At 63.5% G+C, this 25594-nt stretch carries 26 protein-coding genes; 9 read left to right on the top strand and 17 right to left on the bottom strand.

Annotation, left to right across the window (positions count from 1 at the left end):
- The first annotated feature begins 1 nt into the window (after window position 1).
- Window positions 2–712 (top strand): isochorismatase family protein, encoded by a 711-nt coding sequence (locus ABID97_RS28480; RefSeq protein ID WP_354402830.1) that lies wholly within the window; start codon window positions 2–4, stop codon window positions 710–712.
- Between the two features lie 27 nt (window positions 713–739).
- On the opposite strand, the gene ABID97_RS28475 is transcribed toward ABID97_RS28480, so the two are convergent.
- The 5 genes from ABID97_RS28475 to ABID97_RS28455 form a co-directional block, all read right to left on the bottom strand.
- Window positions 740–1645, bottom strand: coding sequence for a LysR family transcriptional regulator (locus ABID97_RS28475; protein WP_354402829.1), 906 nt, complete (start codon window positions 1643–1645; stop codon window positions 740–742).
- 81 nt (window positions 1646–1726) lie between these two features.
- Window positions 1727–3187 carry an efflux transporter outer membrane subunit gene (locus tag ABID97_RS28470; protein ID WP_354402827.1) on the bottom strand — a complete coding sequence of 487 codons (1461 nt, stop codon included), beginning with the start codon at window positions 3185–3187 and terminating at the stop codon, window positions 1727–1729.
- Entirely contained in the window at window positions 3184–4167 is a 984-nt protein-coding gene (locus tag ABID97_RS28465) for an efflux RND transporter periplasmic adaptor subunit (protein ID WP_354402825.1), read from the bottom strand. Before ABID97_RS28465 ends, ABID97_RS28470 begins: the two co-directional genes overlap by 4 nt.
- Window positions 4168–4187: 20 nt before the next feature.
- Window positions 4188–4400 (bottom strand): DUF1656 domain-containing protein, encoded by a 213-nt coding sequence (locus tag ABID97_RS28460; RefSeq protein WP_354402824.1) that lies wholly within the window; start codon window positions 4398–4400, stop codon window positions 4188–4190.
- Window positions 4397–6415 carry an FUSC family protein gene (locus tag ABID97_RS28455; protein WP_354402822.1) on the bottom strand — a complete coding sequence of 673 codons (2019 nt, stop codon included), beginning with the start codon at window positions 6413–6415 and terminating at the stop codon, window positions 4397–4399. The genes ABID97_RS28460 and ABID97_RS28455 overlap by 4 nt, the downstream gene beginning before the upstream one ends.
- Before the next feature lie 181 nt (window positions 6416–6596).
- Here ABID97_RS28455 and ABID97_RS28450 point away from each other — a divergent pair, with 181 nt between their 5' ends.
- Window positions 6597–7391 (top strand): AraC family transcriptional regulator, encoded by a 795-nt coding sequence (locus ABID97_RS28450; RefSeq protein ID WP_354402821.1) that lies wholly within the window; start codon window positions 6597–6599, stop codon window positions 7389–7391.
- Between the two features lie 55 nt (window positions 7392–7446).
- On the opposite strand, the gene ABID97_RS28445 is transcribed toward ABID97_RS28450, so the two are convergent.
- Window positions 7447–8226: an SDR family oxidoreductase gene (locus tag ABID97_RS28445; RefSeq protein WP_354402819.1), complete on the bottom strand. Its 780-nt coding sequence runs from the start codon at window positions 8224–8226 to the stop codon at window positions 7447–7449.
- 26 nt (window positions 8227–8252) lie between these two features.
- Window positions 8253–9398 carry a PrpF domain-containing protein gene (locus ABID97_RS28440; protein ID WP_354402818.1) on the bottom strand — a complete coding sequence of 382 codons (1146 nt, stop codon included), beginning with the start codon at window positions 9396–9398 and terminating at the stop codon, window positions 8253–8255.
- Between the two features lie 187 nt (window positions 9399–9585).
- Between ABID97_RS28440 and ABID97_RS28435 the strand changes: the two genes are divergently transcribed.
- From ABID97_RS28435 to ABID97_RS28405, 7 genes are all read left to right on the top strand, one after another.
- Window positions 9586–9942 (top strand): Zn-ribbon domain-containing OB-fold protein, encoded by a 357-nt coding sequence (locus ABID97_RS28435; RefSeq protein ID WP_354402817.1) that lies wholly within the window; start codon window positions 9586–9588, stop codon window positions 9940–9942.
- 4 nt (window positions 9943–9946) lie between these two features.
- Window positions 9947–11083, top strand: coding sequence for a thiolase family protein (locus ABID97_RS28430; protein ID WP_354402816.1), 1137 nt, complete (start codon window positions 9947–9949; stop codon window positions 11081–11083).
- Between the two features lie 10 nt (window positions 11084–11093).
- The gene (locus ABID97_RS28425; protein WP_354402814.1) at window positions 11094–11873 is read left to right on the top strand and encodes an SDR family NAD(P)-dependent oxidoreductase; all 780 of its coding nucleotides are present in this window, start codon (window positions 11094–11096) and stop codon (window positions 11871–11873) included.
- Between the two features lie 176 nt (window positions 11874–12049).
- A complete protein-coding gene (locus ABID97_RS28420) occupies window positions 12050–12868 on the top strand; it encodes a Bug family tripartite tricarboxylate transporter substrate binding protein (RefSeq protein ID WP_354402813.1) in 819 nt (272 codons plus the stop codon).
- On the top strand, window positions 12869–14059 hold the full coding sequence (locus ABID97_RS28415; protein WP_354402811.1) for a CaiB/BaiF CoA transferase family protein: 1191 nt from the start codon (window positions 12869–12871) through the stop codon (window positions 14057–14059).
- 8 nt (window positions 14060–14067) lie between these two features.
- The gene (locus ABID97_RS28410) at window positions 14068–14844 is read left to right on the top strand and encodes an enoyl-CoA hydratase/isomerase family protein (protein WP_354402810.1); all 777 of its coding nucleotides are present in this window, start codon (window positions 14068–14070) and stop codon (window positions 14842–14844) included.
- 117 nt (window positions 14845–14961) lie between these two features.
- Window positions 14962–15945 (top strand): Bug family tripartite tricarboxylate transporter substrate binding protein, encoded by a 984-nt coding sequence (locus ABID97_RS28405; RefSeq protein ID WP_354402809.1) that lies wholly within the window; start codon window positions 14962–14964, stop codon window positions 15943–15945.
- Between the two features lie 109 nt (window positions 15946–16054).
- Here ABID97_RS28405 and ABID97_RS28400 read toward each other — a convergent pair whose 3' ends face one another.
- The 10 genes from ABID97_RS28400 to ABID97_RS28355 form a co-directional block, all read right to left on the bottom strand.
- On the bottom strand, window positions 16055–16951 hold the full coding sequence (locus tag ABID97_RS28400) for an oxidoreductase (RefSeq protein ID WP_354402808.1): 897 nt from the start codon (window positions 16949–16951) through the stop codon (window positions 16055–16057).
- A gap of 124 nt (window positions 16952–17075) precedes the next feature.
- The gene (locus ABID97_RS28395; protein WP_354403078.1) at window positions 17076–17948 is read right to left on the bottom strand and encodes a LysR substrate-binding domain-containing protein; all 873 of its coding nucleotides are present in this window, start codon (window positions 17946–17948) and stop codon (window positions 17076–17078) included.
- A 31-nt stretch (window positions 17949–17979) separates the two neighbouring features.
- Window positions 17980–19290, bottom strand: a complete 1311-nt coding sequence (locus tag ABID97_RS28390; protein ID WP_354402807.1) for an MFS transporter — start codon at window positions 19288–19290, stop codon at window positions 17980–17982.
- On the bottom strand, window positions 19284–20006 hold the full coding sequence (locus ABID97_RS28385) for an ABC transporter ATP-binding protein (protein ID WP_354402805.1): 723 nt from the start codon (window positions 20004–20006) through the stop codon (window positions 19284–19286). The genes ABID97_RS28390 and ABID97_RS28385 overlap by 7 nt, the downstream gene beginning before the upstream one ends.
- Window positions 19987–20751, bottom strand: a complete 765-nt coding sequence (locus ABID97_RS28380) for an ABC transporter ATP-binding protein (RefSeq protein WP_354402803.1) — start codon at window positions 20749–20751, stop codon at window positions 19987–19989. The genes ABID97_RS28385 and ABID97_RS28380 overlap by 20 nt, the downstream gene beginning before the upstream one ends.
- Window positions 20748–21758 carry a branched-chain amino acid ABC transporter permease gene (locus tag ABID97_RS28375; protein ID WP_354402801.1) on the bottom strand — a complete coding sequence of 337 codons (1011 nt, stop codon included), beginning with the start codon at window positions 21756–21758 and terminating at the stop codon, window positions 20748–20750. Before ABID97_RS28375 ends, ABID97_RS28380 begins: the two co-directional genes overlap by 4 nt.
- Window positions 21755–22624 (bottom strand): branched-chain amino acid ABC transporter permease, encoded by an 870-nt coding sequence (locus ABID97_RS28370; RefSeq protein ID WP_354402799.1) that lies wholly within the window; start codon window positions 22622–22624, stop codon window positions 21755–21757. Before ABID97_RS28370 ends, ABID97_RS28375 begins: the two co-directional genes overlap by 4 nt.
- A gap of 15 nt (window positions 22625–22639) precedes the next feature.
- Entirely contained in the window at window positions 22640–23818 is a 1179-nt protein-coding gene (locus ABID97_RS28365; protein WP_354402797.1) for an ABC transporter substrate-binding protein, read from the bottom strand.
- Between the two features lie 80 nt (window positions 23819–23898).
- A complete protein-coding gene (locus ABID97_RS28360; RefSeq protein WP_354402795.1) occupies window positions 23899–24540 on the bottom strand; it encodes an isochorismatase family protein in 642 nt (213 codons plus the stop codon).
- Window positions 24537–25580, bottom strand: a complete 1044-nt coding sequence (locus ABID97_RS28355) for a 2,5-dihydroxypyridine 5,6-dioxygenase NicX family protein (RefSeq protein ID WP_354402793.1) — start codon at window positions 25578–25580, stop codon at window positions 24537–24539. The genes ABID97_RS28360 and ABID97_RS28355 overlap by 4 nt, the downstream gene beginning before the upstream one ends.
- Window positions 25581–25594: the final 14 nt, after the last annotated feature.

The raw sequence follows: 25594 nt of genomic DNA, 5'->3' as shown, positions 1-25594 counted from the left end.
GATGTTTGCTGCTAGTGAAACTCGCGGCCGTCCCTGGGACGGCGTCATCCCCGAGGAGGAGCAGGCCATCTATCGAAAGACCGGCTGGGGGACACCTACCGGTCTTGGCAAGCGGCCGGCTCTGCTGGTGATCGACGTGCAGTATCGCTCGATGGGTGATACACCCATGCCCATCGACGAGGCAATCACGACGCTGCCAACGAGTTGCGGTGAATATGGCTGGCGTGCCGTGCCCCACATCGCAAAACTCCTGGCGACATTCAGGGACATGGGTGCTCCCATTCTTTATCCCTATGTTGCGCCCAAAGGGCCCCAGAACCGAGGTCAATTCGAACTCAAGGTGCCTGGGGTCATGGGTATCCCGAAGCACGGATATGACTTCGTTGCCGAGGTGGCGCCAACTCAGGCAGACATCCTGATTCCCAAGTTTCAGGCCAGCGCTTTTCATGGCACCCCCCTGACCAGTCATCTGATCGGCTTGGGAGTGGATACCGTCATCGTCACTGGCTGCACAACGAGCGGCTGCGTGCGTGCGACGGTCATCGATGCGTGCGCCCTGAACTTCAGGGTGGTTGTGCCTGAGGATGCCGTGTATGACAGGTCGCAGACGTCGCATGCCGTGAATCTGTTCGACATGGCAAGCAAGTATGCCGATGTCATGCCCACGGAAAATCTGCTTCACGCTCTGCGCAGCGCTCTGAATAGAGCGTGAACAGGGCGGCGTTGCCTGCCATCGTCGCTAGGACAGGTCGTTGGATGCGCCACCGCGCATGCGAAGCTCAAGCAATTCCAGCAATGCGCGCAGGGCTGCACTGTTGTGCCGGCGCTGCGTGTACGCCGCGTAGAGCCAGATGTCACGTGGCATGAATTCCTTGAGCACCGTGACCAGGCTGCCGCGTTCTATGTACGGCTGAGCCAGTTGCACGGGCACGCATACAGCGCCGATGCCGGCGAGTGCCGCGGCAACGAGTGTGCTCGAGTCGTTTGCATCCATACGTCCGTAGATCGGAAGGTTGTATGGCACGCCGTCAACTTCGAACGGAAGGTGCGGTGCACCCGGCGCCAGCGAGTAGGTGAGCACGTCGTGCCTTCGCATGTCGTCAGGTGTTGCAGGTATGCCGCGCCGCGTCCAGTAACCGGGTGTGGCGCAAAGCGCAAGCTCCACCCGTTGGAGGCGGCGCACGATGAGGTTTTCGTCGCCGATACGGCCGAACCTCAACGCAATGTCGATGCCTTCTTCCACGAGATCGATCACGCGATTGCCGATCTGCAGGTCGATATGAACATCCGGGTAGAGAGTCAGGAACTCGCTCAGCAGGCTCGGGAAGTCGGTTTGCACGAGCCCGTGAAGCCCCGCCACGCGCAGACGGCTGCTTGGGCGCGAGCCATGCGTCTGCAATTCGCTCTGCGTCGACTCGACCATCTCCATCAACGGTGTGCTGCGAAGCTGGAGCAGCCTTCCAGCATCGGTCAATGTCACCGACCGCGTTGAGCGGTTCATGAGTCGTACGTTGAAGCGCGCCTCAAGCGTCGCGACATGCTTGCTTGCGCTGGCCTTGGAGATTCCCAGCTTGCATGCTGCGCGTGAGAAGCTGCCGACGTTGGCGACCTCCAGGAAGGTCTTCAGAAGATTAAACCCATCCATCAAGCATCCCGGCCCGCTCGGATTTGCGCAGAGGAATTTCCGCCTGTCCCATCCATCGCACCAGCAACGCCCAGGTGTGCGTCAGTACCTGGCATTCACGAGGACTTCATCGGCTTCCCAGCCACCTCCCAGCGCCATGAATACGGCGAGTTGATCCTCTGCCAACAGGGCAGCGGACGTTGCCAGGGCGGCTTCGCTGGCTGCGAGGGTGCGCTCTGCATCCAATGCTTCAAGCTGGCCGGTCTTGCCGTTGACATAGAGGGTGCGCGCCTGCCGGGCGACGATGGCACCTTGATCTCGCGCGGCCGAGAGCGCAGCATGACGTTCCAGCTCGTGTGCGTAGACATCGAGCGCCGTTTCCGCCTCGCGCAGTGCCGTCAATACGATCCCGTCGAAGCGGGCGGCGGCACCCCGGGTGGCCGCCTCGGCCTGCGCGATGCGAGCGCGGGCACCGCCGGTGCTGGGTAGCGTCCAGCTGATCAACGGGCCCAGGCTGTAGCCGAGCGTTTCCCGGTTTCCAATTCTTGCCAGGAAGCCCGCCGAACTCGCCGAGAGGCCCAGCGACACTTTTGGGTAGAGGTCGGCTGTTGCGACGCCGATGCGGGCGGTGGCGGCGGCCAGGCCGCGTTCGGCCTGGCGAACGTCGGGCCGCCGGCGCAGAAGGGCCGCGCCGTCTCCTGCCGGAAGCGGCCCCACCAAGCGCGGCGGCTCCTCGCACGCGGCCACTGCCGCGGGGAAGTCGCGAGGTGCTGCGCCGGTCAGTGTTGCCAACCGGTACAACGCACCTTGGCGCTGGGCCCGAAGCGGCGGCACCGCGGCACGCAGTTGTTCCAACTGGCCTTGCGCACGGGCAATGTCGATTTCCCCCACCTTGCCTGCTTGCTGGAGCCGCTCGGCGAGTCGGATCGCCTCTTCCTGCAGACGAACCGACGCTAGCGCTGTGCGCAAGCGATAGCCGCTTGAACATGCTTGCGCATAGGCATGCGCCACGCCGCCGGCCACGCTCACACGTACGAGGTCCAACGCCGCTTGGGCGGCGCCGGTGTCGGCTTCGGCCGCTTCGATGGCGCGGCGCAGCTGGCCGAACAGATCCAGTTGATACGACAAGGAAACACCCGCGCTGTATGTGCCGCGGCTGGGCGGTTCGTCGTCGCGCTGCAGAAGGCTCAAGCCCGACACATGCCCGAAGCCGGGACCTCCGCCGGCTGCCACCGTTGGCCTCTCATTTCCGTGCACCTCGGACGCCAGCGCCTGGACGCGTTCCAGGTTGGCCGCCGCCTGCCGCAGGTCGGTGTTGTGTTTCAGCGCCTGTGTGACCAGCGCATCCAGCTGCCGGTCGTCGTAGAGCCTCCACCAGTGTGGCGGCAGCGTCGTGTCTGCCGCGTTGCGGCCGGCAGATCGGAAGGCGCCCGCGGAAGCGGATTGCGCCAAAGACAGGGGGGCGGGGGGCACGTAGTCCGGTCCTACGGGTGGGTGGGCACAACCGGTGAGCAGTGCACTTGCCGCTGCGGCGGTGGCCAGGAGTAGGGACATGGCATTCATCCCCGGTTTTCCGAAGTTCGGGCCGTGACAGCCGAGGTCCGAGCAGTCTTGAGGATTTCAACCGTGACCGTCTGGCCGGCGACCAAACGGGTGCCGGAGGACGTCAGATCGAGCTTCACGCGCACGGGCACGCGCTGCGCAAGCCGCACCCAGTTGAAGGTGGGATTGACGCTGGGAAGCAGGTTGGTGCTGGTGCTGCGGTCACGATCAGCGATTCCGGCGGCGATGCTTTCGACGGTGCCATCGAGCGCCGGGCCACCCATGGGCGTGACCCGCACGCGGTCGCCCTGACGGATCCGAGCCAGCTTGTTTTCCTCGAAATAACCTTCGACGTAGATGGAGCCCGCGTCAATCAATGCCATCACGGGGTGGCCGGCGCTCGCATAGGCGCCCTGGCGCAGGTCGAGATTGGTCACGAGCCCAGCTGTGGGTGCGCGCACCTGAGTGCGATCCAGGTTCAACTTCGAGGTGTTCAACGCGGCCTGCGCCTGCCGCAATGCCGCTTCGGCCGCTTGAAGTGCGCCCTTGGCCTGGTCCACCTTCAGGCGCGACTGCTCGCGAACTTCCAGCGAGATCAGATCGCCCAGGTCGGCATTGCGCTTGCTCTCGCGCTGCGCCTGAGCGAGTGTGATGCGCTGGTTGGTGATTGCGATGCGCTGCGTTGCGACGGTGGCCTGGGCTTGTTCCAGCGCCAACTCGAAGCGGACCTTGTCCACCGAGAACAGCACGGCGCCAGCGGCAACGGATTGGTTGTCGTGCACCGCCACATTCGCCACCATCCCAGACACGTCGGGCGCGACTTGCACGACATTGGCCCGCACGCGTCCGTTGCGTGTCGACGGGGCAAGCTCATAGTGGTCCCATAAGCGCCAGCCCACCCAGCCGGCCGCGGCCACCATCAGCACGGTAATCAGCAGACGAACAAAGGGACGGGCAAGTCGGGAAGCCCGGATGGGCAGGGGGAGGGCGTCGGATTTCATGGGTTGAAGCGGTCCGGATTTCAGGACGAGATGGTGGTTGTGCCGGTGAGGTAAGCCAAGGCTCCGAGCACCAGGACGTACAGCGCAAGGTCAAACAGGGCGGGGTGCCAGATCCATCGGTAGGCACCGGCGATGGCCAGCAGGCGGCGCGTTGCCCAGGCACACGGCAGCGCGCAGGCTGCCAGCAGCAATAGCCAGGGCAACCGCACGCCAAGAAAGTTGACTTCGATCATGGTTGGAGCGCGGCGGGAGCGGTGGGAAAGAGGTTGCGTCGAAGGCCCACAAGTGCCGCAACGGCAGGCCGCTTGGTGCCCGCCATCAGGGCGTCGAGCAACAGCCGATCGATATGCGGCAGCAGCGACGCATGCCGCGGTGGCGCTCCTGCCCCTTGGGCGCGGAAAATGAGGGCCAATTCCCTGAAGAGTTGATTGACGGGTTCTGCCGGAAGGCGCCCCCGATGCCGCTGTAGCGCAGCGATGTCTGCACCCATGCGCAGTTCGCGCAGCGCGCGGTGTGCTGCGATCTGGACCTCTTCGGGACCGTCAGGAGCGACGCGCGGCGCCAACTGCGCAATCCTGTCGAGCATGCGTGAGCCAAAGGCGTCTCGAGCGGATGCGTCCTGCGGATGGGCGGCCAGATCGGCAAGATCGTGCCATGTGGAACGGCGTATGCGCTTGGCCGTCCAGTCGCGCCCCACGCTGCGCATGAGAGCGGTAACGCGGGCGGCGATCACCGCACCCACGAACAAGGCCAGGTTGGAACTGATGAAGCTCACCCAATCGGCGGTGGCCGTATCTTGAAGGGCGAGCGTTCCGGCGACACCGAAGAACATGCCAAGGGCCGACAAGGAACTGGCCGGTCGTGCCATGTAGCACCCGACCACCAAGAACACAGGCGCGATGCACAGCACCAGCATGCCAAAGTCATGTGCCAGCGGCATGACCCCCAGGACATAAAAAGCCGACACGGGCAAGGACCACGACAGCGCCGTGATGAACTTGTGCATGGCAGGCACCGGATCGTCCATGGTGGCGAAGAAGCTGCAAAAGACGGCAGTGCCCATGGGCATAGCCGATCCCGAGGGCCAGCCCGTCGCGATCCACAGGGCACACGATAGGCAGGTACCCAACACCGCAGTGATCGCGGACCGCAGCGCGAGCCCTCTGTCCAGGTGAAGCACCCTGCGATCCAGGGCCGCGGTGCGCCTCAACGGCCCGCGATTCCCGGCAACGCCAGCGTCGATATCGTTGCGCAACGTGGTGCAGGTATCCCAGTGCGCGACCAGGTCCTCCAGGCGGGTTGCCAGGTCAATCCGCAGCGCGCGGATCCACGGCGAAGCGGCCGGACCGTCCGCGATGGCGCGAAAGGCGGCGCGCGCTTCGTCCAATCTCGCGTTCGTCGCGCCCGGGGCCAGCCAGCGCGATTGCTGCGCGAAGGTCGAGCCGATGTCGTCCGGCACACCGCCTGTGGCGGTGCACAGCGCTTGCAGGCAATCCTCCACCGCCGACAGCACTGGGGTGAGGGCGGCCACACGGTCTTGCAGGGCGCCGATGGCGCCCCCGGTCCAGCGCAGATCGGTGTCGAAGGGCACATGTGTGGACAGCAGACGCAGTTGTGTGATGTCCAGCGCCAGCCGCTGGCGGTCCGCCGCAGTTCGAGCGTCCCTTGCTCCGGTTGGTGTCTCGCACAGCAGATCGGTGAGCCATTCCCGCGCATCGCCAAGCGCGCGATCCATTACGCCAAGCAGGGACGGACCCAGGCCTGCAGGAAGCGCGATGCTGTGGACCAGGCTGGCGCACAGGATGCCCAGCCCGATTTCAGTGACCCGTGCGACGGCCGTGTCGAACATCGCAGCGGGAGCTTCTACCAGGGGGAAGCCGATCAAGGCGGCCGAGTAGCCAGCCAGCATGAAGACGTAAGAACGCGCGCTTCGGTCCAGCAGCGAAGCATAAAGGCACAGTCCCACCCACAGGGCCACGGCCAGCGAAAGTAGTTCCGGTGACCCGGACAGCGAGGGGACGAGCACCACGGACGCTGCGCACCCGAGCAAGGTGCCCAGAAGTCGGTAGAGAGCCTTGGAGCGCACATGGCTGGCCAGAGGGTGGGCCACGATGTAGGCGGTCATCATGGCCCAGAAGGGCCGGGGGAGCCCGAAGCGGCTCGCCAGGTAAAGCGCAAGCATGGCGGCGACGAAGCTCTTGAGAGAGAAGAGCAATTCCTGCCGAGAGAAACGCGGCAGCGCGATCATGCCGCGGCCCGAGGAACGAGCAGTGGCTGGGCCGATACCATTTCATTCTTGCTGCGAATCATTTTCATGCAACGATGCTACTGACCGGCACGCAAGCCGCGAATTGCAAACTTGGACGACTGACTTCTCTATTCGGTCATCGCCAGGGGCGGCGCGACCTGGCAACAATGAAGAGACTGATATGCGAAGCGCAGAATTCGACGAGCCAAGTCTGGACTACGAACCGTCAGTGCCCGTGATGGCACTGCGCGTCGATGTGGCGGCGCGCGAGCGGGAGATCCCTGTGCACGAGCACCGGTCCGGCCAGCTCGTGATCGCACTGCGCGGTGCCGTCTCTTGTGAGGTGCCCGGTGCCCTGTGGATGGTTCCACCCCAGGCGGGCGTGTGGATTCCCGGGGGTACGCCGCACAGCAACCGCGGAACGGCGAACGCGCTGATCTTCTACCTCTTCGTTGAGCCGGGCGCGGCCCCGTTGCCGGATCGTTGCTGCACCTTGCGCATCAGCCCGATGCTCAGCGAGATGATTCAGTTCCTCGCAGGATTGCCGCCCGTCTATGAAGCAAATGGGCCGACGGATCGACTGGCGCAGGTGCTGCTCGACCAGCTGTGCACGATGCCTAGGGAGGAAATGTTCCTGCCGATGCCAGAGGACGCAAGGCTCAGAAAGATCTCGACGGCGATGATGCGCGATCCGTCCGATCGCAGGACCCAGACGAACTGGGCAAGCGAATTGGGCATGAGCGATCGAACGTTGAACAGACTGTGCACGTCGCTGACGGGCCTGAGCTTTGGCCGCTGGCGACGCCAGCTGCAGATGATCGTGGCGCTTCGCGAGCTGTCCGGTGGCGCGACCGTCCAGCAAGTCGCCTATGACCTGGGCTATGAGTCACCCTCTGCCTTCAATACGATGTTCAAGAAGGCTTTTGGAAAGCCGCCCGCTACCTACATCAACGACCGCTTTCGGGTCGGCGGATGACACGTCGATTCAGGTCAGCGCGTCGCGGACACCGACGGCCATCCCATAGACACGGTCACCTGTAGGCTCGGGCGTGGGTCACACCACCGTCCACCACCAGGGTAGCGCCCATCACGTAGTCACCTGCACGCGACGCCAAGAAGATCGCCGCGCCTGCGATGTCATCTGAAGTGCCGATGCGTTTGGCGGGTATGTGTTCGGACAGCTCCTCGCCCCGGTCGCGCGCGTTGCGGTTCATCTCGGATGGAAACGCACCAGGTGCAATGGCGCTGACCGCGATGTTGTCCTGCGCCAGGCGCAGCGCCATGCGCCGGGTCAGGTGGATCAAGCCCGCCTTGCTGGCGACGTAGGAGTAATTTTCCTGAGGGTTGAGCGCGATGCCATCCGTGGAAGCGATATTGATGATCTTCCCCACACGCTCCTGGGCCGCGGCGCGCAGCGGCTCGGACAGCGCCTTCGTCAAGAAGAAGGGTGTCTTCATATTGAGATCGACCACCTTGTCCCAGCCGCTTTCGGGGAAAGCATCGAAGTCCTCTCCCCAGGCAGCGCCGGCGTTGTTGACCAGGATGTCCAAGGTGGTCTCATGGTGCGCGTAGGCAGCGGCCAGGGCCTGGCAGCCGGCGACCGTGGAGACGTCGTACGGCAGCGAGACGCAGTGCCCGTTCTTCGACAGTTCTGAAGCTGCCAGATCGCATGCCGCAGCTTTGCGCGCGCTGATGTAGACGCGTGCGCCTTGCGCCAGGAATCCCTCGGCGATCATGCGACCGATACCCCGTGAACCACCCGTGACGAGAGCCGTGCGGCCTCGCAGAGAAAAAAGATTATGTGTCGTCATTGCGATGCTTCGGCAGTTCGGTGAGATCAGTCCACCTCGAGAAGGGCTCGCCTCACGTAGGCGGTGCCATCCAACAGCCGCCGGGCGGTTCGCGTGAAGTGCACTTCCCGGACCGTCCACTCGTCGTCGGCAGTGTGAGCCACGTTCGCAAAAATTCCGATCACACCGCTCGGATGGCCGATTCGGATGCGCGTGGGACCGGCATGACTGCCTCGCGCCTCAGCAGGAATCGTCCCTGCGATCTGTGCCGCCACGGAAAGGCAGACCGAGCCACCGCCTGGAAAAGCCTTGTGCATCGCGCCGCCATTGAGAACCATGCGCGCCACGAAGTCGATCTCCGACGACTTGACGATTCGATCGCCGCCGATGGTTCGGTAATCCTGCGCTGGGGTAATGAGGATCTGGTAGGGCGTGAGGGTTCCTGACGCTGGCAGGTTGCAACGATCAGCGGCCCAGCGCCTGACTTCCTCGGCCATCTCGTAGATATCAGAACTGAGCTGACCGGGGAGCTCCGTGCCGGTGACGCCCAGATCCGCGGCGCGGATGAAGACACACGCCGTTCCCACATCGACAATCGAGACGGGTATCTCACGGCCGAGTTTTGAAACGTAGACCGAATCACGTGCCTGCCCGGTGGGCAGCAATCTGCCTGTGGTGGCGCCGCTGGTGCCGGAGTAGTCCAACGCGACCTCAGCGCCCTTGGCGGGCACCCCATCCACTTCGGTGTCACCTTCCACGCGCGGTTCGCCGCGCGCACATTGCACCACCATGCGCAGAATCTTGCCGGTGTTGGTGTTGTGAACTCGCACGGTGGTGGCGGGCTCCTGCACGGGGATCAAACGCTCCTGCAGCGCATAGACGCCGGTGGCCGATGAAATGTTGCCGCAGACGATCTCGAAGCTCACGTTGGGCTGATCGATCCCGATCTGCACAAAGGTGTAGTCGATGTCTGCGTCGGGTCGTGACGGTGGCCCGATGATCGCGCATTTGCTTGTGAGGATGTCGGCGCCTCCAAGCCCGTCGATCTGGCGCACGTCCGGGCTGCCGAACAGCGCCAGAAGGAATCGCTGCAGCGCTTGCGGATCGGACGGCACGTCACGCTGTGCGAGAAACACAGCCTTGCTTGTGCCGCCGCGCATCAAGGTGACTGGAACGCTTATTTGTTCTTTCATTCATTCAGTATGCGCGTGCGCATGGCCCCCGTCCTTGCAGTTTGGCTGCTTTCGCTTTAGCAGAACTACACGCTTGGAACACTCTAGAAAAGCTAAAGAGTTCGCAGCACAAATCCAATGACCGGACGGCCCCGGGTCACCACACTTCCTGTTGCCGTGGCCATCGCCACCGGAACAGGAGACACCTTTGAAGATCATCAAGCGCACGGATTCCCACATCCGTGAAAACTCTCGTGGCATGGTGCTTGTGGCCACACAGGCAGGCGGGAAGCCTGCCCAGTTTCCGCCGATCGAGTTCGTTCACAACGACCAGCCGATCGAGGAAGTCGAGATCGGGCCGATCGGGTCCCTCTACAGCTTCACTGTGGTCCATCCCGGCAAGGACAAGCCCGCCTACGGGCTGGCGATGGTCGACTTCGAGTCGGGGGTTCGCGCCTTCGGTCGGCTCTTGTTCGATGGAAGCCCCCCCGCGATCGAAAGCCGCGTGCGGGTGGTGCCTTTCGCATTGCCGGACGGCACACCCGACTACGCCTTCCAGGAGTAATGAAATGAAGCAACCAATGATCACCGGCGTGGGAATTACCGACTTTGGCCGCTTTCCGGAGTTCACCGAAGAGGCCATGGTCCAATCGGCCATTCTTGACGCCCTGGAAGATGCCGGCACGCGGCTTTCCGAGGTACAGGCGTTCTACTGCGGCAACGCACTCGGGGCGATGTTGCCGGGGCAGCGGGCACTGCGTGAACTGCATGCGGACGGGGGCGCGGTCTACAACGTGGACAACGCATGCTCCAGCGGCGCGACCGCACTGAATCTCGCATTGCAGGCGCTCAAGGTCGGCCAGTACGACACCGTCCTGGTGTTCGGGATGGACCATCTGAGCGGACTCGGAGGCGGGCCATTGCAACTGAGCCAACAAGACTGGAACAACAGGCGGGGGATGATCATGCCCGCCTTGTACGCCATGCGCGCTCGGCGATACATGCACGACCACGGGCTCACGCCCGAGACGCTTGCAGATATCTCCGTGAAGAACCGAAAGCACGGTGTTCTCAATCCCATCGCCAAGTTTGCAAAGCTGGCGACCTGCGAGGAGATTCTTGCGTCCCGGCCGGTGGCTGAGCCGCTCACACTGCTGCAGTGCTGTCCCGCCGTGGTGGATGGCGCAGCCGCCCTCGTCCTCAGCACCAAACCTTCCGGAGGCGTCGCAAAGCCGGTTCAGGTCCTGGCGTCCGTGGTGCAGTCCGGGTTGTTCGAAACCACACCGGTCGATATGACGGAGGCCGAGATCACGGGGCGTGCCGCCAGGCTGGCCTATGAGCAGGCCGGTGTGGGACCCCAGGATCTCAGCCTGCTGGAAGTGCACGACGCGTTCACCATCTCCGAATTGCTCTACTACGAAGCGCTGGGACTTTGCGATCGCGGCGACGCGGCAGCGTTGCTGCACAGCGGCGCGACGGCTTTGGGCGGGCGGGTGCCTGTCAACCCGAGTGGCGGCCTTCTCGCAAAGGGACATCCGCCCGGCGCGACCGGCGTCGCACAGATCGTGGAGGTCTGCGAGCAGTTGCAAGGCCGCGCGGGAGCCCGGCAAGTGCAGGGGGCGCGCATCGGCCTCACGCAGGTGACTGGGGGCGGTATCTGGGGCGTGGATCACGCCGCCTGCGCCATCCATATTCTTTCGCTTTGATCGGGCCGACATGAACCAGACAAATCCAACCGCGCCTGCCTCGCTGCAAGGCCTCGTCGCCGTCGTGACCGGAGGTGCGAAGGGCATCGGCCTTGGCATCGCCCGCGAGCTGGCGCAGGCCGGCTGCCGTATCGCGCTGTGGGACTTCGACGAAGAAGCCCTGCAAGCAACCCAGCGCAGCCTTGCGACCGAGGGGGCCGACGTGAAGACCTTCAAGGTTGACGTGAGTTCGGTGGAGCAGGTGGAGTCGACAGTGGCCCAACTGCTCGCATCCCATGCGCGCATCGACATCCTGGTCAACAACGCCGGCATTGGTGGAGACAAGCTTGTTTCCAAGATGGATCTGGCGTTCTGGAGCCGGGTGATCGAGGTCAACCTCCATTCGCAGTTCATTTGCTCCAAGGCGGTCTTGACCCAGATGGCGGAAAACCGGTTCGGACGCATCATCAATATCGGTTCTCGTGCCTGGCTGGGCAATCGCGGCCAGGCGGCCTATTCCGCTTCCAAAGGCGCGGTGGTGAGCCTCACCCGCTCGCTGGCGCTGGAGTACGCGCGAAAGGGCATCACCGTGAATGCCATTGCTCCGGGCATCGTCGAGACCCCACTGTTCGAAACGCTCACCGAGGAGGTCAGGCAGGGTCTTCACAAGACCGTGCCGATGGAGCGTATCGGGCAGCCAGAAGACATCGGTCGCGCCGTTCGCTTTTTCGCGGAACCCGGCTCCAGCTACGTCACCGGCCAACTTCTCTACGTCTGTGGTGGCCGCAGTCTGAGTAGCCCGTCTGTCTAAGACCAGGCAACAACGGGAGAGCAGTGGTGAAACGCAGGACATTTATTCACTCTTTTGCGGCACTCGGTACGTTGTCGACCGCCCCAGCGATCGCGCAGGAGTACCCGTCTCGACAACTCCGATTGCTCGTTCCCTACACCGCTGGGGGAGGCACTGATCTCGCGGCACGCGTCGTGATGAAGAAGCTGAGTGAGCAGTTGGGCCAGCCGATCGTCGTCGAGAACAAGCCAGGAGCCGGGGCCGCACTGGCATATGCCGAACTTGTGCGCAGCAAGCCCGACGGATACACGTTGACGACAGGCTCCGGCATTACGTCGCTACTGAATCTCCTGAACAGCAAACTGCCATTCGATGCCGCCACGGACCTGGTGCAGGTAGCTCCGTTGTCGAGCGTGCCGATTGTTTTGATTGCGGGCAACAAGGTTCCTGCCCAAACCGTGGCCGAACTGATCCTCTATCTCAAGCAGAACCCGGGTATGAGTTATGGAACTCCTGGTCCCGCGACTCCGCATCATCTCGCCGGAGTGCTGCTCGCTTCTCTGGCTGGGCTGCAATTGACCCACATCGGCTATCGCGGCACTGCTCCCGCCGTTCAAGATGTCATCGGCGGGCACCTACCGCTTGCGATCGTCGGGCTGTCGACTGCAATTCAATTTGCCCGAAGCGGACAGTTGAAGGTTTTGGGCATTGGCAGCGCAAGGCGCTCCGAACTGGCACCTGAGATCCCGACGCTGGCAGAAGGCGGAGTGAAAGGGTACGACGCGAGCTACTGGTATGACGTTTGCGTGGCGAAGGGTGTTTCGAAGGGCGTCGTGCGACGCCTGCATGCCGAGGTCACCCAGGCCGTGCAGGACCCTGAGGTCCGGGCGACGCTCACGGCGGCGGGGCTCGAACCTATGGCGGTCACACAGGACCAGTACCAACGAATGTTGCAAGCTGAACGGGCCAAATGGGAGCCGATCATCCGCGCCAACAATATCCAGATGGGCTCGTAAATGCTGGCGAATTCTCTCGAGGGCTTGAAGGTTATCGACTTCACCCAGGTGATGGCTGGGCCGACCTGCACATTGTGCATGGCCGACCTCGGCGCCGACGTAGTGAAGGTCGAGGCACCCACCGGCGATCTCTCGCGGGCGCTCTCGCCCTGGGTCCATGGCGAGGGCGTTCCCTTTCTTGCGCTCAATCGAAACAAGCGCAGCATCGTGCTGGATCTCAAGCAGCCGGTGCACCGGCAGGTGGCGTTGCGTCTGATCGCCGAAGCGGATGTCGTGGTGGAGAGCTTTCGGCCGGGCGTGATGGCCCGGTTCGGATTGGACTATGCGACGGTGTCTGCTGACAACCCACGGCTGATCTACTGCTCGGTCTCGGCGTATGGCCAATGCGGGGCTGGCAAAGACCTGCCGGGGGTAGATGGCGTACTGCAAGCCGTGAGCGGCCTCATGAGCGTCACCGGCCAGCCTGATGGAGAGCCGTGCAAGGTGCCGGTGCCTGTGGTCGATCTGGTCACGGGGTCGTTCGCGACCATCTCCATCCTGGCTGCGCTCGCGGATCGCCAACGCACGGGGTTGGGCCAGCATGTGGAAGCAAGCATGTTCGCCAGCGCCATCGCGCTGCAGCATGTGGCTTTCGCATCCTATTTCGCGGACGGCCATGTGCCCGTCCCGCAAGGAAACGCAGCGCCGTATTCGACGCCAAACGAGGCCTTGCGTTGCGCCGACGGGTGGATCATGGTGGCGGCCTATCACCCTGCGCGATGGCAGGCCTTGTGTACTGCGATCGGCGCGCCCGAGCTTGCATCGGACCCACGTTTCGCTGACAACAAGAGTCGGCTGCAGCACCGCGAGGCCCTGTTGCGCCTGCTCGAAGCACGCATGCTTGCGCATCCCCGTGGCTTCTGGCTCGAGCAGTTCGCGGCCGTGGACATCATCTGCGGGCCGATCAACGACTATGCCGAGGTCGCGCAGTCCGTGCCCTTCGTCGAAGCGGCACTCACAGAGACCTTGCTGCACCCGGTCGCAGGAGCGTTGACGATGCCACGCAGCGTCATTGGTGCGGTTGGCGAGCGGCCTCGGGCGCGACGGGCCGCTCCAACGCTCGGACAGCACACGCGCGAGGTGCTCGTCGACCTGGGCATGCCGCCAGCAAACATCGAAGCGGTCATCGCCGCCGACTCTCCCACGAACTGAGACAAATCATGCCCATCGTCAAAACAGTCCAGGATGGCGTCGCCATCGTCACCCTGAATCGGCCCGAAGCCATGAATTCCATCGACCCGGAATCCAACGAGCAGCTGCTCGCGATCTGGGACCAGGTGTCGAGCGACGAGGAGATCCGCGTAGTCGTCCTGACCGGCGCGGGCGAGCGCGCGTTTTGCACAGGTGCAGACCTCAAGAAAACGATGCCGCCCGCCGACAGCGCAGCCCGCCAGGTCTTTCGCGCCGGCACCCGACATTCCAATTTCGGCACGCTGCAGACCGACAAGCCTGTCATTGCCGCGATCAATGGCTATGCCCTTGGGGGTGGATTGGAACTGGCTTTGCTTGCGGACATCCGCATCTGTTCCGAAAACGCGCAGTTCGGCTTGCCGGAAGTGCGCGTTGGCAGCATTCCAGGCGCCGGGGGCACGCAACGCCTGATCCGCGCGGTGGGCCAGTCGGACGCGATGTGGATGCTGCTGACGGGCGACCGCATCGATGCCAACGAGGCGTTGCGGATCGGATTGGTCAGCAAGGTCGTTCCCCTTTCCGCGCTGCAGCAAACCGCGATCAATTTGGCACGCGCAATGGCTGCCAATGCCCCATTGGCGATGACCGCGGCCAAGCGTCTGGCGATGACCGGACGCGAGCTGCCACTGGCGGGTGGACTGGAACTGGAGCGCCAGGCCTTTGGCGTGCTCAGGGACAGCGAGGACCGACTGGAGGGGCGCCGTGCGTTCGCCGACAAGCGCGCCCCGGTCTTCCGCGGCCGCTGACTTTGCCTCGCACAGAGGCTCGAGCGTGGGGGGGCGCTGCGCTTTCGCATCCCAAAGTGGTCTCGTGCCGAGCCGCAGCAACCGACTTGACCTCACTGAATTTCCCTGGAGCAGTTTTTGAAGAATCCGAGTACCGCCTGGCTCTACAGCCTCGCACTCATCGTTGCCGCGTCCTTCGACACGCCTTCGGCCATCGCGCAGTCGGCCAGACGACCACCCTCAAGGATTCTTGTGGGCTTCTCGCCTGGCGGGACGCTCGACGTCGTCACACGGGCGCTCGCGGATCAGCTGCACGAGCCGCTCCATCGCACAGTCATGGTGGAGAACAGGCCCGGCGCCGGCGGAAAGATCGCGATCGATGCGCTGCGCGCCGCCCCTGCCGACGGAAGCGTAGCCATGCTGTGTCCTGACTTCCTGCAATCGATCTATCCATTCGTCTTCAACAAGCTCAACTACGCTGCGCAGCGGGATATCTTGCCGGCATCAACGGTGGTCGAGTTTCCGATGGCGCTGGCTGTACCCGCATCCTCGCCCGTCAAGAGCTTTGCCGAATATGCCCAATGGGTGCGCGTCCATCCTGAGCATGCCAACTTCGGCCATGCCGCATCGGGTGGCCCGACCCACTTCCTGGGATTGCAGATCGCCAAAGTCATCGGTACCCCCCTGCAGGACGTCCCGTTCCAGGGCGCTGCCCCGATGATCGTGAACCTTGTCGGCGCCAGTGTCGCAGCGGGAACTTCAACTGTCGGAGACTTTGCACAGCACCATAACGCCGGCAAGCTTCGCGTGCTGGCAGTCACCTCTGCGCAACGCTCACCCCTTCTGCCTGACGTTCCTACGTTCGGCGAGCTCGGCCGAAAGGAGCTCACCGCGGTGGGCGTATTGGCCCTATGCCTGCCTCCTGGGACGCCCGCAGTCGTCGTCTCCGAATGGAGCGCTGCGATCCGAAAAGCAGTTGCAACCGAGCAGTTCGCGCGCAAGATCCGCACGCTCGGCTTTGTGGAGACGGGAAGCTCGCCGGCTGAGGCTCGAGCCAGGTTCGGCGAAATGCGTGCCTTCTGGGAGCCGGTGGTCAAAGCTTCGGGATTCAAAGCGGACTAGGGCCGTGGCGGCTTGTGGTCGCACCCCGGCTGGACAGCAACTCCACTGAGGATTGCGGCGTCGACGGCGAGGGGCAAGCGGCGCCGCAGTGCGTTCATCGGCCGCAGGATCAGCCAGGGCCGTCGCTCGCGGCCGCGAGCAGCGGCACCAGGATATCGCTGATCGGCGTCGGGACACCCCGAGCGCGGCCGCGGCGCGCGACAACACCGTTGCGGATATCCCATTCGAGCGGCCGCCCGGCTTCGCGATCCGTGAGGATGGAGGTGCCCATGTCTGCGGGAGATGACTGGAACTTGTCGAGAATCTCCTGCGGCACCTCGTCGTCGAGTTCTGCACCCTCGGCGCGAGCCACGGCCAGGCATTCCCGCAGATAGGCAAGTGCGAGCGCGGCGATGTCGGGCCGGCCGAACATTCCCGAGCGGCGTTGCGTGAGCACCATGAATCCGGCCACCGCGTTCTGCAGCAGCTTGCGCCAGGCCAACGCGTGGAAGCTTGCGGCCAGCTCGACGCGGCAGCGTGTGCCTTGCAGCGCCTCGGCCGCCACGCGGGCGGGCGGCGTGTCTGGCAAGCTCAGGCGCATGTCTGCGCGCAGGCGCACCGAGCCGTCGGATTGCGCTTGCACAGGGAACCACACGACCGCGGGAACGATCTGCGCGGGCCGGGCATGCAGGGCAATCCCCTCCAACTGCTCGACGCCGTTCTGCAAAACGCACACGACGGTGTTCGGCCCACTCAACGCGGTGAGCCATTCTGCCGCCGCCTCGATCTGTGTCGCCTTGACCGCCAGAAAGACGAGGTCGACGGTACGCCCCAGTTGTTCGGGATCCACTTGGACCGGACCGGGCACGGTGATGACGCGATCGCCATCCTGAAGCGTCAGGCACTCCCGGGGTGTGCGGCCGCACAGCAACGGTGTGCGACCAGCTTCGTGCAGTGCCGCCGCGACTGCGGTGCCGATGGCACCCGGACCCACCACGGCGATGGATGCGGCCTTTGTTGCATTCATGAGCACTGCTCCTTCAAGGGTGTCGTTCAGCGTTCGTGCACGCCATGGTTGCGCTCGCCTGGCGACGGGAGCCAGTGTGACTGACGCGCGATGGGCGATGCGGCGCGTCGCTTCGCACCCGTGGCTACCGGACAGAACGGATCCAATCTCTGAAAAGCCTCACGGGAGCTTCGGCCGCTTTCAGCGGATCGCAGACCAGGTAATAACCGGACTCCGTTCTGGCGACGTGATCCACGGCAACGACGAGCCGCCCGCTGCGGATGTCGTCGTCAACGTAGGCTCGCTGGGCGATGGCAACCCCCAATCCATCAGCGGCAGCCTGGTAGCACAAGGCAGCATTCGCCAACGTGATGCCATGCAGGCGCGGGCATTCCACAAGCTCAGTCGAACTGAACCATAGCGACCAGGCTTCCGGCCGCATCATCGAGTGCAGCAGGTTGGCTTGCAGCAGGTCGTGAGGTGTCTTCAAATGCCTGGCCAGGTTGGGTGCGCAAACAGGAAGAAATTCGTCGTCGAAGAGGTGGTCCAACTCGACATCCGCCCACTCTCCCATGCCATGCCGGATTGCGCAGTCTGCGCCCTCGAGCCGGATATCGTCGGCCACTGCAATGGTCGAAATCTCGAGGTCGATGTCGGGATGTTGCGCGTAGAAGCCGCGCAGGCGAGGTACCAACCACCGGATGGCGAGGCTCGGCGTCGCTTTGAGGCGCAGCCGCTTGTCCGGCGGGATATCGACCACGTCATTGAGCGCATCGTTCAGGCGATCGAAAGCATCCGAGACGCGGTGGGCCAGTCGTTTGCCCACCGCGGTGAGCTCGATCTCGCGGCCGGATTTCTGAAACAGCTGCGCGCCGAGCCCGAGCTCCAGCTGCTTGACTTGCTGGCTGACTGCACCGGGCGTCACATGAAGCACCTGGGCGGCGCGCGTGATCCCCTTGGCGCGGCACACTGCATCGAAAACGCGCAGCGGGCCCAGGAGCGCACGGAGGCTGTGCATCGCGAACAAGGTGAAGGCGGAGGGAGCGAACTCAGCGCTCGCTCGCGCCCGTCGCTGCATCCGTGCCGCTCGCGTGCTTGGCGGCAGGCCGCTCGGTCAGGCAGATCATTGCGGCTGCAAGCAGCAGTCCCGCTGCGAGACAGAGCCATGAGATATAGCTGCCGGAAATGTCGAAGAGCCTTCCCGCGATGAATGGCCCGATCCCGGCGCCAATCGCCACCGTGGCATAGACGCCCCCGAAGAGGGTGCTGTAGAGATCCAGGGCAAATTTTCGGCTCACCAGATAGGCCGCGAGGTCGAACTCTGCGCCGACAGCGAAGCCAGTCATGAGCAATCCGGGAAGCACCAACGCCGGTCGGCCCGTTGCCAGGAGCAGCATGCCGGTGGCAGACAGCACGAAGAGCGTCGCCGACAAGCGCGCGGCATCGAACATGTCCAGCAGAAGGCCGGTGACGATCCGTCCGACGATGACGGCCACACCAAGGATGCTGGCAAGACCGGCGGCGCGATTCGGGGAAAGCCCGAGGTCGGTGAGCATCGGAACGACGTGCACGATCGTGCCGAAGATGCCGACGGAGCACAACAGGAAGACTGCGGCGATGCGGATGAAGCGCGGATCGGCCAGAGCCTTCAGGTTACTTGCGGACTGGGCACTGCGGATTTTCTCTGCGGGGGTCGCATCCACGCCCCGAAGGAAATAGGCAATCAGTGGCAAAAGTGCAAGGACAACGGCGGCAAGACCCAGGTAGGTGGCTCGCCATCCGAAATGGGCGATGGCCGGCGTGACGATCAACGGTATCAAGATGGCCCCGACGCCGGTTCCGGTGATGGCGATGCCCAGGGCCAGTCCTCGTTGCCGAGAGAACTTGCCCACGAGGATCCTTGTGAAGGACAGGGGCGAGGTCGCGCCACCGAGCAGTGTCAGGACCGTGACCAGCGCCAGAAAGCTGGCCAACCCCTGTGTCCAAGCGCCCAGAAGCAGGAACGAGGTCGACAGGCCCACCAGGGAGAGCAGGGTGACGCGTCTCGCGCCGTACCGGTCGATCACCTGTCCGATGAACGGCGCCGCGCATCCGAGCAGCACGCTGCTGATCAGCGAGCCCAGGGACGCGGTGCCTCTGGTCCATCCGAACTCGGCAGCGAGCGGCTTCAGAAACAGACCTGAACTGTAGAAGTACAGGGATGAGACGCCACTGGCAAGGCCGAGGAAGCAGCCCAGGACATAGCGCCAATGCTGCCGCAGTTCTGAAGGTGAATGAGGAGAGGCCGTCATGTGCAGATGCTTGAGACGAAGTGGAAGTGCGAGGTCAGGTTGAACGAACGACGAATTCGTCTTCAGCACTTCTGGATGCCGATGGTGCGGTTCAGCAATGCCTCTTCGCCGCTCAGCACCGCCGCCGACCCGGAGTAGGCGGCCAGGCCGCGTTCCAGGACGATCACGTTGTTGGAAAATTCGAGAACGACATCGACGTGCTGCTCCACGATGATGCAGCCCACGCCGAGCTGATCACTCATCCGGACGATGGCATCCATCAACTCCTCGCGCACCATCGGCGCCAGACCTTCCAGCGGTTCGTCGAGCAACAGGATGCGCGGCCGCCCGACGAGCGCGCGTGCCACGGACAGCATCTGCTGCTCGCCGCCCGACAGCTGCGTGCCTCCGTTGCGTCGGCGCTCCTTGAGCCGCGGAAACAGCGCATAGACGGGTGGCAGGGCGACGCTGGCCGAGCGTCCCTGCAGGCCCGACAGCAGGTTCTCCTCCACTGACAGTGAGGGGAAGATGTCGCGGCTCTGGGGTACGTAGCCGAGGCCGGCGCGCGCGCGAGCGTAGGTGCTTGCGTTGCTGATGTCGTCGGCGCCGAAATGAATGCGCCCCTTCATCAGGTCGGCCAGGCCCATGGCTGTCGCGAGCGTCGTTGTCTTGCCGGCGCCGTTGCGACCGATCAGACCGAGGCGCTCGCCTTCGCGTACGCTGAAGCTGAGATGCTCGAGGACTGGCAGGCCACCATAGCCTGCGGTGACGTCGTCGAAACGGAGTTCAATGGTGGGCTTGGGCATGACCGTCTCGTCCGAAGTAGATTTGCTTGACCTGCTCGTTGGCAGCGACTTCCTGCGGCGTCCCCTCGACCATCACCGCACCGGCGACCAGGACAATGATGCGCGAGGCGAACCGGAACACCAGGTCCATGTCGTGCTCGATCAGCAGGACGGACAGATCCTTCGGCAAGCTCCCGATGGCGTCCATGATGCGGCCCCCCTCTCCCTGTGGTACGCCGGCGCCCGGTTCGTCGAGGAGGAGCACCTGGGGCCTCATCGCGAGTGCCAGGGCGATCTCCGCGAGCCGCTGCTCGCCCAGCGCGAGTTGTCCCACCACCCGATTCGCATAGGGGTGGAGCCCCAGCATGCCGAGTGTCTCGTCGACATCTTCCTGCACGCGTGCGGAACGCGTCGGCGAGGGCCACCACTGCATGGAAGCCCGGTGCCGCTGCAACACGGCGACCTTGACGTTGTCCGCCACGGTGAGTTCCTTGAACAGGCGGCTGATCTGGAACGTGCGAACGATGCCGTTGCGCACGCGTGCGTACTGCGGCAGCTGGACGATCGAGCGGCCGTCCAGCTGAATATCACCCGACTGCGGGCGCAACGCCCCGCTCAGCAGGTTGACCAAAGTCGTCTTGCCAGCGCCGTTCGGACCGATCAATGCCGTGCGGGCTCCCTCGGGAAGGGACAGCGTGACGTTCTGCGTGACCGCCAGGCCGCCGAAGGAGTGACTCAGGTTCTGGGTCTGGAGTCGGTGGGTCATCGTGCCACCCCACTGCCAGGCCGTTTCGTGTACATCACAGTACGGTCCACAAGGCCGATCAAACCTTCAGGCAGGACGATGAGTACGACGATCAGCATCGACCCGATGAAGAACAGCCAGTGATAAGGGTTCATGGTCGATGAGATGTGATGGATGGTCATGTACGCGACGGTGCCGAGCACGGCGCCGGACAGGCGGCGTGTTCCACCCAGAACGATCATGACCACGACACCGGCCGAAGTCGTGAAATCCAGCATGAAGAGGTTGGCGACTTTGCTGGTCTGTGCTGTCAATGCGCCAGCCAGACCCGCCACGATGCCGCCGGCGGTGTAGACGGCCAGCAAGTGCAAGTAGACGCGCCCGCCCAGCGCCTGAACTCGACCGGGATCTTGCCGAATGGCCCTGGCCGTGAGACCGAACGGCGATTCCACGAGGTTTCTCAGCAGGAAGTACACGAGCACAAGCGCGCCCAAGGCATAGAAGTAGCCCGTGTAGCTCAGGAAGTTGAATTCCCAGATGCCCAGCAGCGGGCCGATGTTGAAACCGGCAAGTCCGTCATCGCCGCCCGTGAGCCACCTCGCCCAATTGGCAAGTTCAAGCAGCAGTTGGGCGACCGCGATGGTCAGCATGACCAGCGTCAGTTTGGTCGACCGCAGCATCACGGCGCCGCTCAGCAGCGCGATCACGCCGCCGCCCAGTCCGCCGAGCAGCAAGCCGACAATCGGATCTGCCGTCAGATACAGCGCCGTCCAGCCCGCGACGTAGGCACCGCTGCCGTACAACGCGGCCTGGCCCAAGGTCGCGATGCCGGCTTGTCCCAGCACGAGGCTCAGCGACAGCGCGAAAATGGACATGGTCGCCATGTTGGTGAGCAAGCCGAGATCTTGCGGGAACAGCACGAAGGCCAGCAGTCCCACCAGCATCAGTACGAGCTCTCCGCGCAGCTGCATCCATGGACGGGCGCGAGGCTGTGCGGTCACTGTCATCGGCGCACTGACTGCGTTCATGCGTGTCTCCCGAACAACCCTTGCGGTCGAACCAGCAGGACGATGATCATCGTGAGAAAAAACGCTGCCGATGCGAGCTGCGGAACCATGTATTTCATCGAAGTCTCCACAATGCCGAGCAGCAACGCTGCAAAGCATGAGCCAAACAGATTACCGTTGCCTCCCACGGCGACAACGGCCAGGAGGATCACCAAGTACTTGGAGGCGTAGGTCGACTCCATGGGCAGCAATTCCGCGCCGGCTATGCCTCCCAGTGCTGCGAGCGCTGCACCCATCACAAAAGTGGCTGCATAGATCTTGGTCGTATCGATGCCGATGGCCCTTGCGATGGGCGCGTTGTCGACGGCAGCGCGTACCCGGATGCCAAAAGACGATTTGTCCACCGCCAGCCAAAGCACGAAGACGACGACGATTCCACAGGCCACGACGATGAGCCGATGCCGAGGGATGGACCGAAAGCCCAGATCGATCGTGCCGTTGAACAACTCCGGCAGCGCCACCGATGTCACGGTCGAACCGAACAGCAGGTTCACCGCGGCTGTTGCCACGAACATCAGCCCGATGGTCACCAGCATCTGATCGAGATCGTCGCGTCGATAGAACCGCCGAAGCAGGATGCGCTCGAACACCAGCGCGACCAGTCCGACCAGAACGATGGCCAGCACGAAGCCCAGCCAGATCGGCACACCCAGGCGTTGCGGGATCGTGGCTGCAAAGAAGCCGCCGAGCATCGCGAAGGCGCCATGGGCCAGATTCACCACCCGCATCAGGCCCATCGTCATCGACAGGCCCACTGTGATCATGAAAAGGATCATCGCGTACGCGATCCCGTCGATGAGAATGCTGCTAAGAAGCGCGAGAGACATGCTGCAGACTCTGCGTTACTTGGACGCGTTCTGGATGCGGCCGTAATCGGGCTGCATCTCGAACGTCCGGAATTCCCGGTTGACGTAGCGACCGGACGGGTCCTTTTCGACCACGCGCATGTAGACGTTCTGCACGAACTCGCGGGAAACCGGGTCGATCTTCACGGGGCCTCGCGGACTTTCCCAAGTGTGCCCCTTGGCGCTGGCAAGCGCCTTGGCGCCATCGCGCTTCCCATCGGTTGCCTTGACCATGTGATAGATCACATGCAGACCGTCATACGCGTTCGCAAGCTGAACGGTCGGGATGGCCTTGGGGGCAACCTCACCGAGGGCCTTGATGACGGAATTGTTCAGCGCAGAGTTGTGCGTAGCCGAATAGAACATGCCCGTCTCGATGCCGAGAAGATCCGGGCCGATCGCTCGCAGCTGATCCTCATCGGTTTCGGCAGTACCGAGAAAGCGCACGCCGGCCGCCCTCAATCCAGCCTCGTTGTATGCCTTGACCATCGCGTAGGTCGAAGGACCGCCCGGGGCAAAGACGTACAGGGCATCGGGCTTGAGCGCCTTCACGCGCTGCATCAGGGGACCGAAGTCGGTTGTCTTCAGTGGAGCACGGATGGCCTCGAGCAGCTTGCCTCCGCCGTCGACGAACGCAGTGGTGAAGCCCTTCTCGGCGTCCAGGCCGGGACCGAAGTCGCTGACCAGCGTGACAACATTCCTGACGTTCTTCTCGAGCGCGTACTTGGCCACCGGCACAGCCATCTGCGGCAAGGTGTACGAAGTGCGCAGCAGGAAGTCCGACTTGTCCAGAAGCGAGGACGTCGACGCGTTGAAGATCACGACCGGTACCTTGGCCTCCTGGGCGAGCGCAGCGACGGCCAAGGTGTCAGGAGTGAAATAGAGGCCGGCGATGTACTGGGCGCCTTCCTTCACAATCAGTTCCTGTGCCAGTGCTTTGGCTTGCGCGGGGTTGATCTCCGGAAGGTCGCGATAGATGACTTCGATCGTGTGTTTGCCCACGGTCGTGCCATTGAGCTTCTGGTATGCCCTGGTCGCACCTTCCCAGGTCTGCCCCACAGCTGAAAACGGTCCGGACATCGGAGCGATGACCCCCACTTTGATGATGTCGGCGCGGGCCTGGAAGGCAATCGTCGAGAGTGAAACCGCCAAGGCGGCAACGAATTTGATGGTCATTCTTTTCTCCGAGTGGTGGGGCGTGTCTGGTGCCGTATGCGCCAGGGTTCCAAAGAGGTGACGGGACTTCCGAACGGGTATCAGGCCGAGGCGCCGCTTCCTGCCTTGGTGGTCGCTTCGAGGGCGGCATCACGGGCCATCAAGGTCGCGTACTTCTGATTCATGTCGAACAGGTTGGCGTCGTGTGCTTGCAGTGACCGGTCGCCTACGCAGTCGGTGACAACGAGGGGACGGAACCCGTGGCACATCGCGTCCACCACACTGGCACGGACACAGCCGCTGGTCGTGCACCCGGCAATCAAGAGAGTCCGTGTGCCACGCAGGGACAACCAGGCGGCCAGCGAAGTCCCGAAGAAGGCCGAGGGACTGGTCTTGCGCAGCACCAACTCTCCGGCCAATGGTTGCAGTTGCGGCACGATCTGGCTTTCGGGCGCATCCTCCCGCAGGGCGAGGATGGGGGGTACCTTGAGCGCGAAGATGTTGGCGTCGGCGCCATCGTCCTGGTACACGACCCGCGTGTGCACGATCGGCCATTGGCGCTGGCGCGCTTCGGCAAGAAGCCCGCGCGTGCATTCGATGGCACTGGCGATGTTGCCGCCGCCAAACGTGAGCGGATCGGCGAAGCCGTTGATGAAGTCGATGATCAACAGGCCGTAGGGCGCCATGGGCGCCACGGCGTTGCCGAATCCTTGCTTCTCGTAGATGTCTTGATCGAAGCTCATTGGAAAGCCCCGTCGATCACCTTGCCGTCGCGAACCACGACGATGTCATCCAGCGTCACCGTGCAATTGCGCAGCGGAATGTCGAGGTGGCAAGGCGTTGTGCGAGAACCGCCGGCCTCGTTGTTCGGCCCGAGAGAGAACAGGAAATTGCCTTCGAACGAGCGCGCATCCTGGCCAGTCGTCGCCTCGCGGTCCATCAGCGACAGTGTGTGCCAGTAGCACCGTGGCTGCATCCCCCAGCCGATGTGCGCGATGGCGTAGGCCTCGGGGTCCTTGTAGGCTTCCATGAACTCGCGCAGCAGGGCGGCGTCGACGTCACCTTCGATGCTGCGCACGAAACCACCGCTCAGATTCATCGTGATCTTGTCCGAGACGTAGTTCTTCTGCGGCAGCAGGATGTCGCCGCGATCGATCACGATGGTGCCGTCGCTGCCGCCTTCATTGGCGAAGGTAAAGAGGAAGCCGCTCGGCCAATGGTCCCAACGCCCGGGTTCCTCACAGAAGCCGTACTCGCTGATGACCGGAAATTCGCCGAGCTGGAACATCACGTCCGTGCCCGCCGGCGAGGTCACGTGCATCCTCTTTGCCTTCTTGAGCAGTTTCGAAGCGTCCAGTACGCGCTTGCGATCGGCTTCGGTCGGGAGCGCGCGCACCAGTACCTCCGGCGGCTCCACCGCAAGTAGGATCTTCGTTCCAGATTCCAGGATCTCCATCTGCTCGGGCGAGAACAGCAGCAGCATCAAATCCAGGACGAGGTCACTGTTCTTCATCGCCGCCAGCGCGGCCGGGTTGTTGGTCAGGGGCGTTGCGCCCAGGTAGTTCATCAGGTCGCGGCTGGTGGCCTTCTCCGCGTTGATGGGTTGCAACTCGATCCTGGTCACGATTGCGCCCGCGGCCTGCGCTGCGATCGTTGCTGTCTGGAGGGTCTGAGGGTGCGTGTGGGGGCCGCACAAGATCGAGACCGTCTGTCCGCGCGCCACTTTGCTGAGCTTCAGGACTTCGTCCCAGGCCTTGATCATTTGAGAATCGCTGACTGCCATTTTTCGTCCTTTGG

Source organism: Variovorax sp. OAS795 (genome assembly GCF_040546685.1).
In the GTDB taxonomy this organism is placed as follows: domain Bacteria; phylum Pseudomonadota; class Gammaproteobacteria; order Burkholderiales; family Burkholderiaceae_C; genus Variovorax.
The sequence above is the reverse complement of the archived record's forward strand: the minus strand, read 5'-3'. Positions and strand labels throughout refer to the sequence as shown.

Coding starts and splice junctions, on each gene's coding strand:
- ABID97_RS28480 (WP_354402830.1), top strand. CDS start 2: ATGTTTGCTGCTAGTGAAACTCGCGGCCGTCCCTGGGACGGCGTCATC.
- ABID97_RS28475 (WP_354402829.1), bottom strand. CDS start 1,645: ATGGATGGGTTTAATCTTCTGAAGACCTTCCTGGAGGTCGCCAACGTC.
- ABID97_RS28470 (WP_354402827.1), bottom strand. CDS start 3,187: ATGAATGCCATGTCCCTACTCCTGGCCACCGCCGCAGCGGCAAGTGCA.
- ABID97_RS28465 (WP_354402825.1), bottom strand. CDS start 4,167: ATGAAATCCGACGCCCTCCCCCTGCCCATCCGGGCTTCCCGACTTGCC.
- ABID97_RS28460 (WP_354402824.1), bottom strand. CDS start 4,400: ATGATCGAAGTCAACTTTCTTGGCGTGCGGTTGCCCTGGCTATTGCTG.
- ABID97_RS28455 (WP_354402822.1), bottom strand. CDS start 6,415: ATGATCGCGCTGCCGCGTTTCTCTCGGCAGGAATTGCTCTTCTCTCTC.
- ABID97_RS28450 (WP_354402821.1), top strand. CDS start 6,597: ATGCGAAGCGCAGAATTCGACGAGCCAAGTCTGGACTACGAACCGTCA.
- ABID97_RS28445 (WP_354402819.1), bottom strand. CDS start 8,226: ATGACGACACATAATCTTTTTTCTCTGCGAGGCCGCACGGCTCTCGTC.
- ABID97_RS28440 (WP_354402818.1), bottom strand. CDS start 9,398: ATGAAAGAACAAATAAGCGTTCCAGTCACCTTGATGCGCGGCGGCACA.
- ABID97_RS28430 (WP_354402816.1), top strand. CDS start 9,947: ATGAAGCAACCAATGATCACCGGCGTGGGAATTACCGACTTTGGCCGC.
- ABID97_RS28425 (WP_354402814.1), top strand. CDS start 11,094: ATGAACCAGACAAATCCAACCGCGCCTGCCTCGCTGCAAGGCCTCGTC.
- ABID97_RS28420 (WP_354402813.1), top strand. CDS start 12,050: ATGAAGAAGCTGAGTGAGCAGTTGGGCCAGCCGATCGTCGTCGAGAAC.
- ABID97_RS28415 (WP_354402811.1), top strand. CDS start 12,869: ATGCTGGCGAATTCTCTCGAGGGCTTGAAGGTTATCGACTTCACCCAG.
- ABID97_RS28410 (WP_354402810.1), top strand. CDS start 14,068: ATGCCCATCGTCAAAACAGTCCAGGATGGCGTCGCCATCGTCACCCTG.
- ABID97_RS28400 (WP_354402808.1), bottom strand. CDS start 16,951: ATGAATGCAACAAAGGCCGCATCCATCGCCGTGGTGGGTCCGGGTGCC.
- ABID97_RS28395 (WP_354403078.1), bottom strand. CDS start 17,948: ATGCACAGCCTCCGTGCGCTCCTGGGCCCGCTGCGCGTTTTCGATGCA.
- ABID97_RS28385 (WP_354402805.1), bottom strand. CDS start 20,006: ATGCCCAAGCCCACCATTGAACTCCGTTTCGACGACGTCACCGCAGGC.
- ABID97_RS28380 (WP_354402803.1), bottom strand. CDS start 20,751: ATGACCCACCGACTCCAGACCCAGAACCTGAGTCACTCCTTCGGCGGC.
- ABID97_RS28375 (WP_354402801.1), bottom strand. CDS start 21,758: ATGAACGCAGTCAGTGCGCCGATGACAGTGACCGCACAGCCTCGCGCC.
- ABID97_RS28370 (WP_354402799.1), bottom strand. CDS start 22,624: ATGTCTCTCGCGCTTCTTAGCAGCATTCTCATCGACGGGATCGCGTAC.
- ABID97_RS28365 (WP_354402797.1), bottom strand. CDS start 23,818: ATGACCATCAAATTCGTTGCCGCCTTGGCGGTTTCACTCTCGACGATT.
- ABID97_RS28360 (WP_354402795.1), bottom strand. CDS start 24,540: ATGAGCTTCGATCAAGACATCTACGAGAAGCAAGGATTCGGCAACGCC.
- ABID97_RS28355 (WP_354402793.1), bottom strand. CDS start 25,580: ATGGCAGTCAGCGATTCTCAAATGATCAAGGCCTGGGACGAAGTCCTG.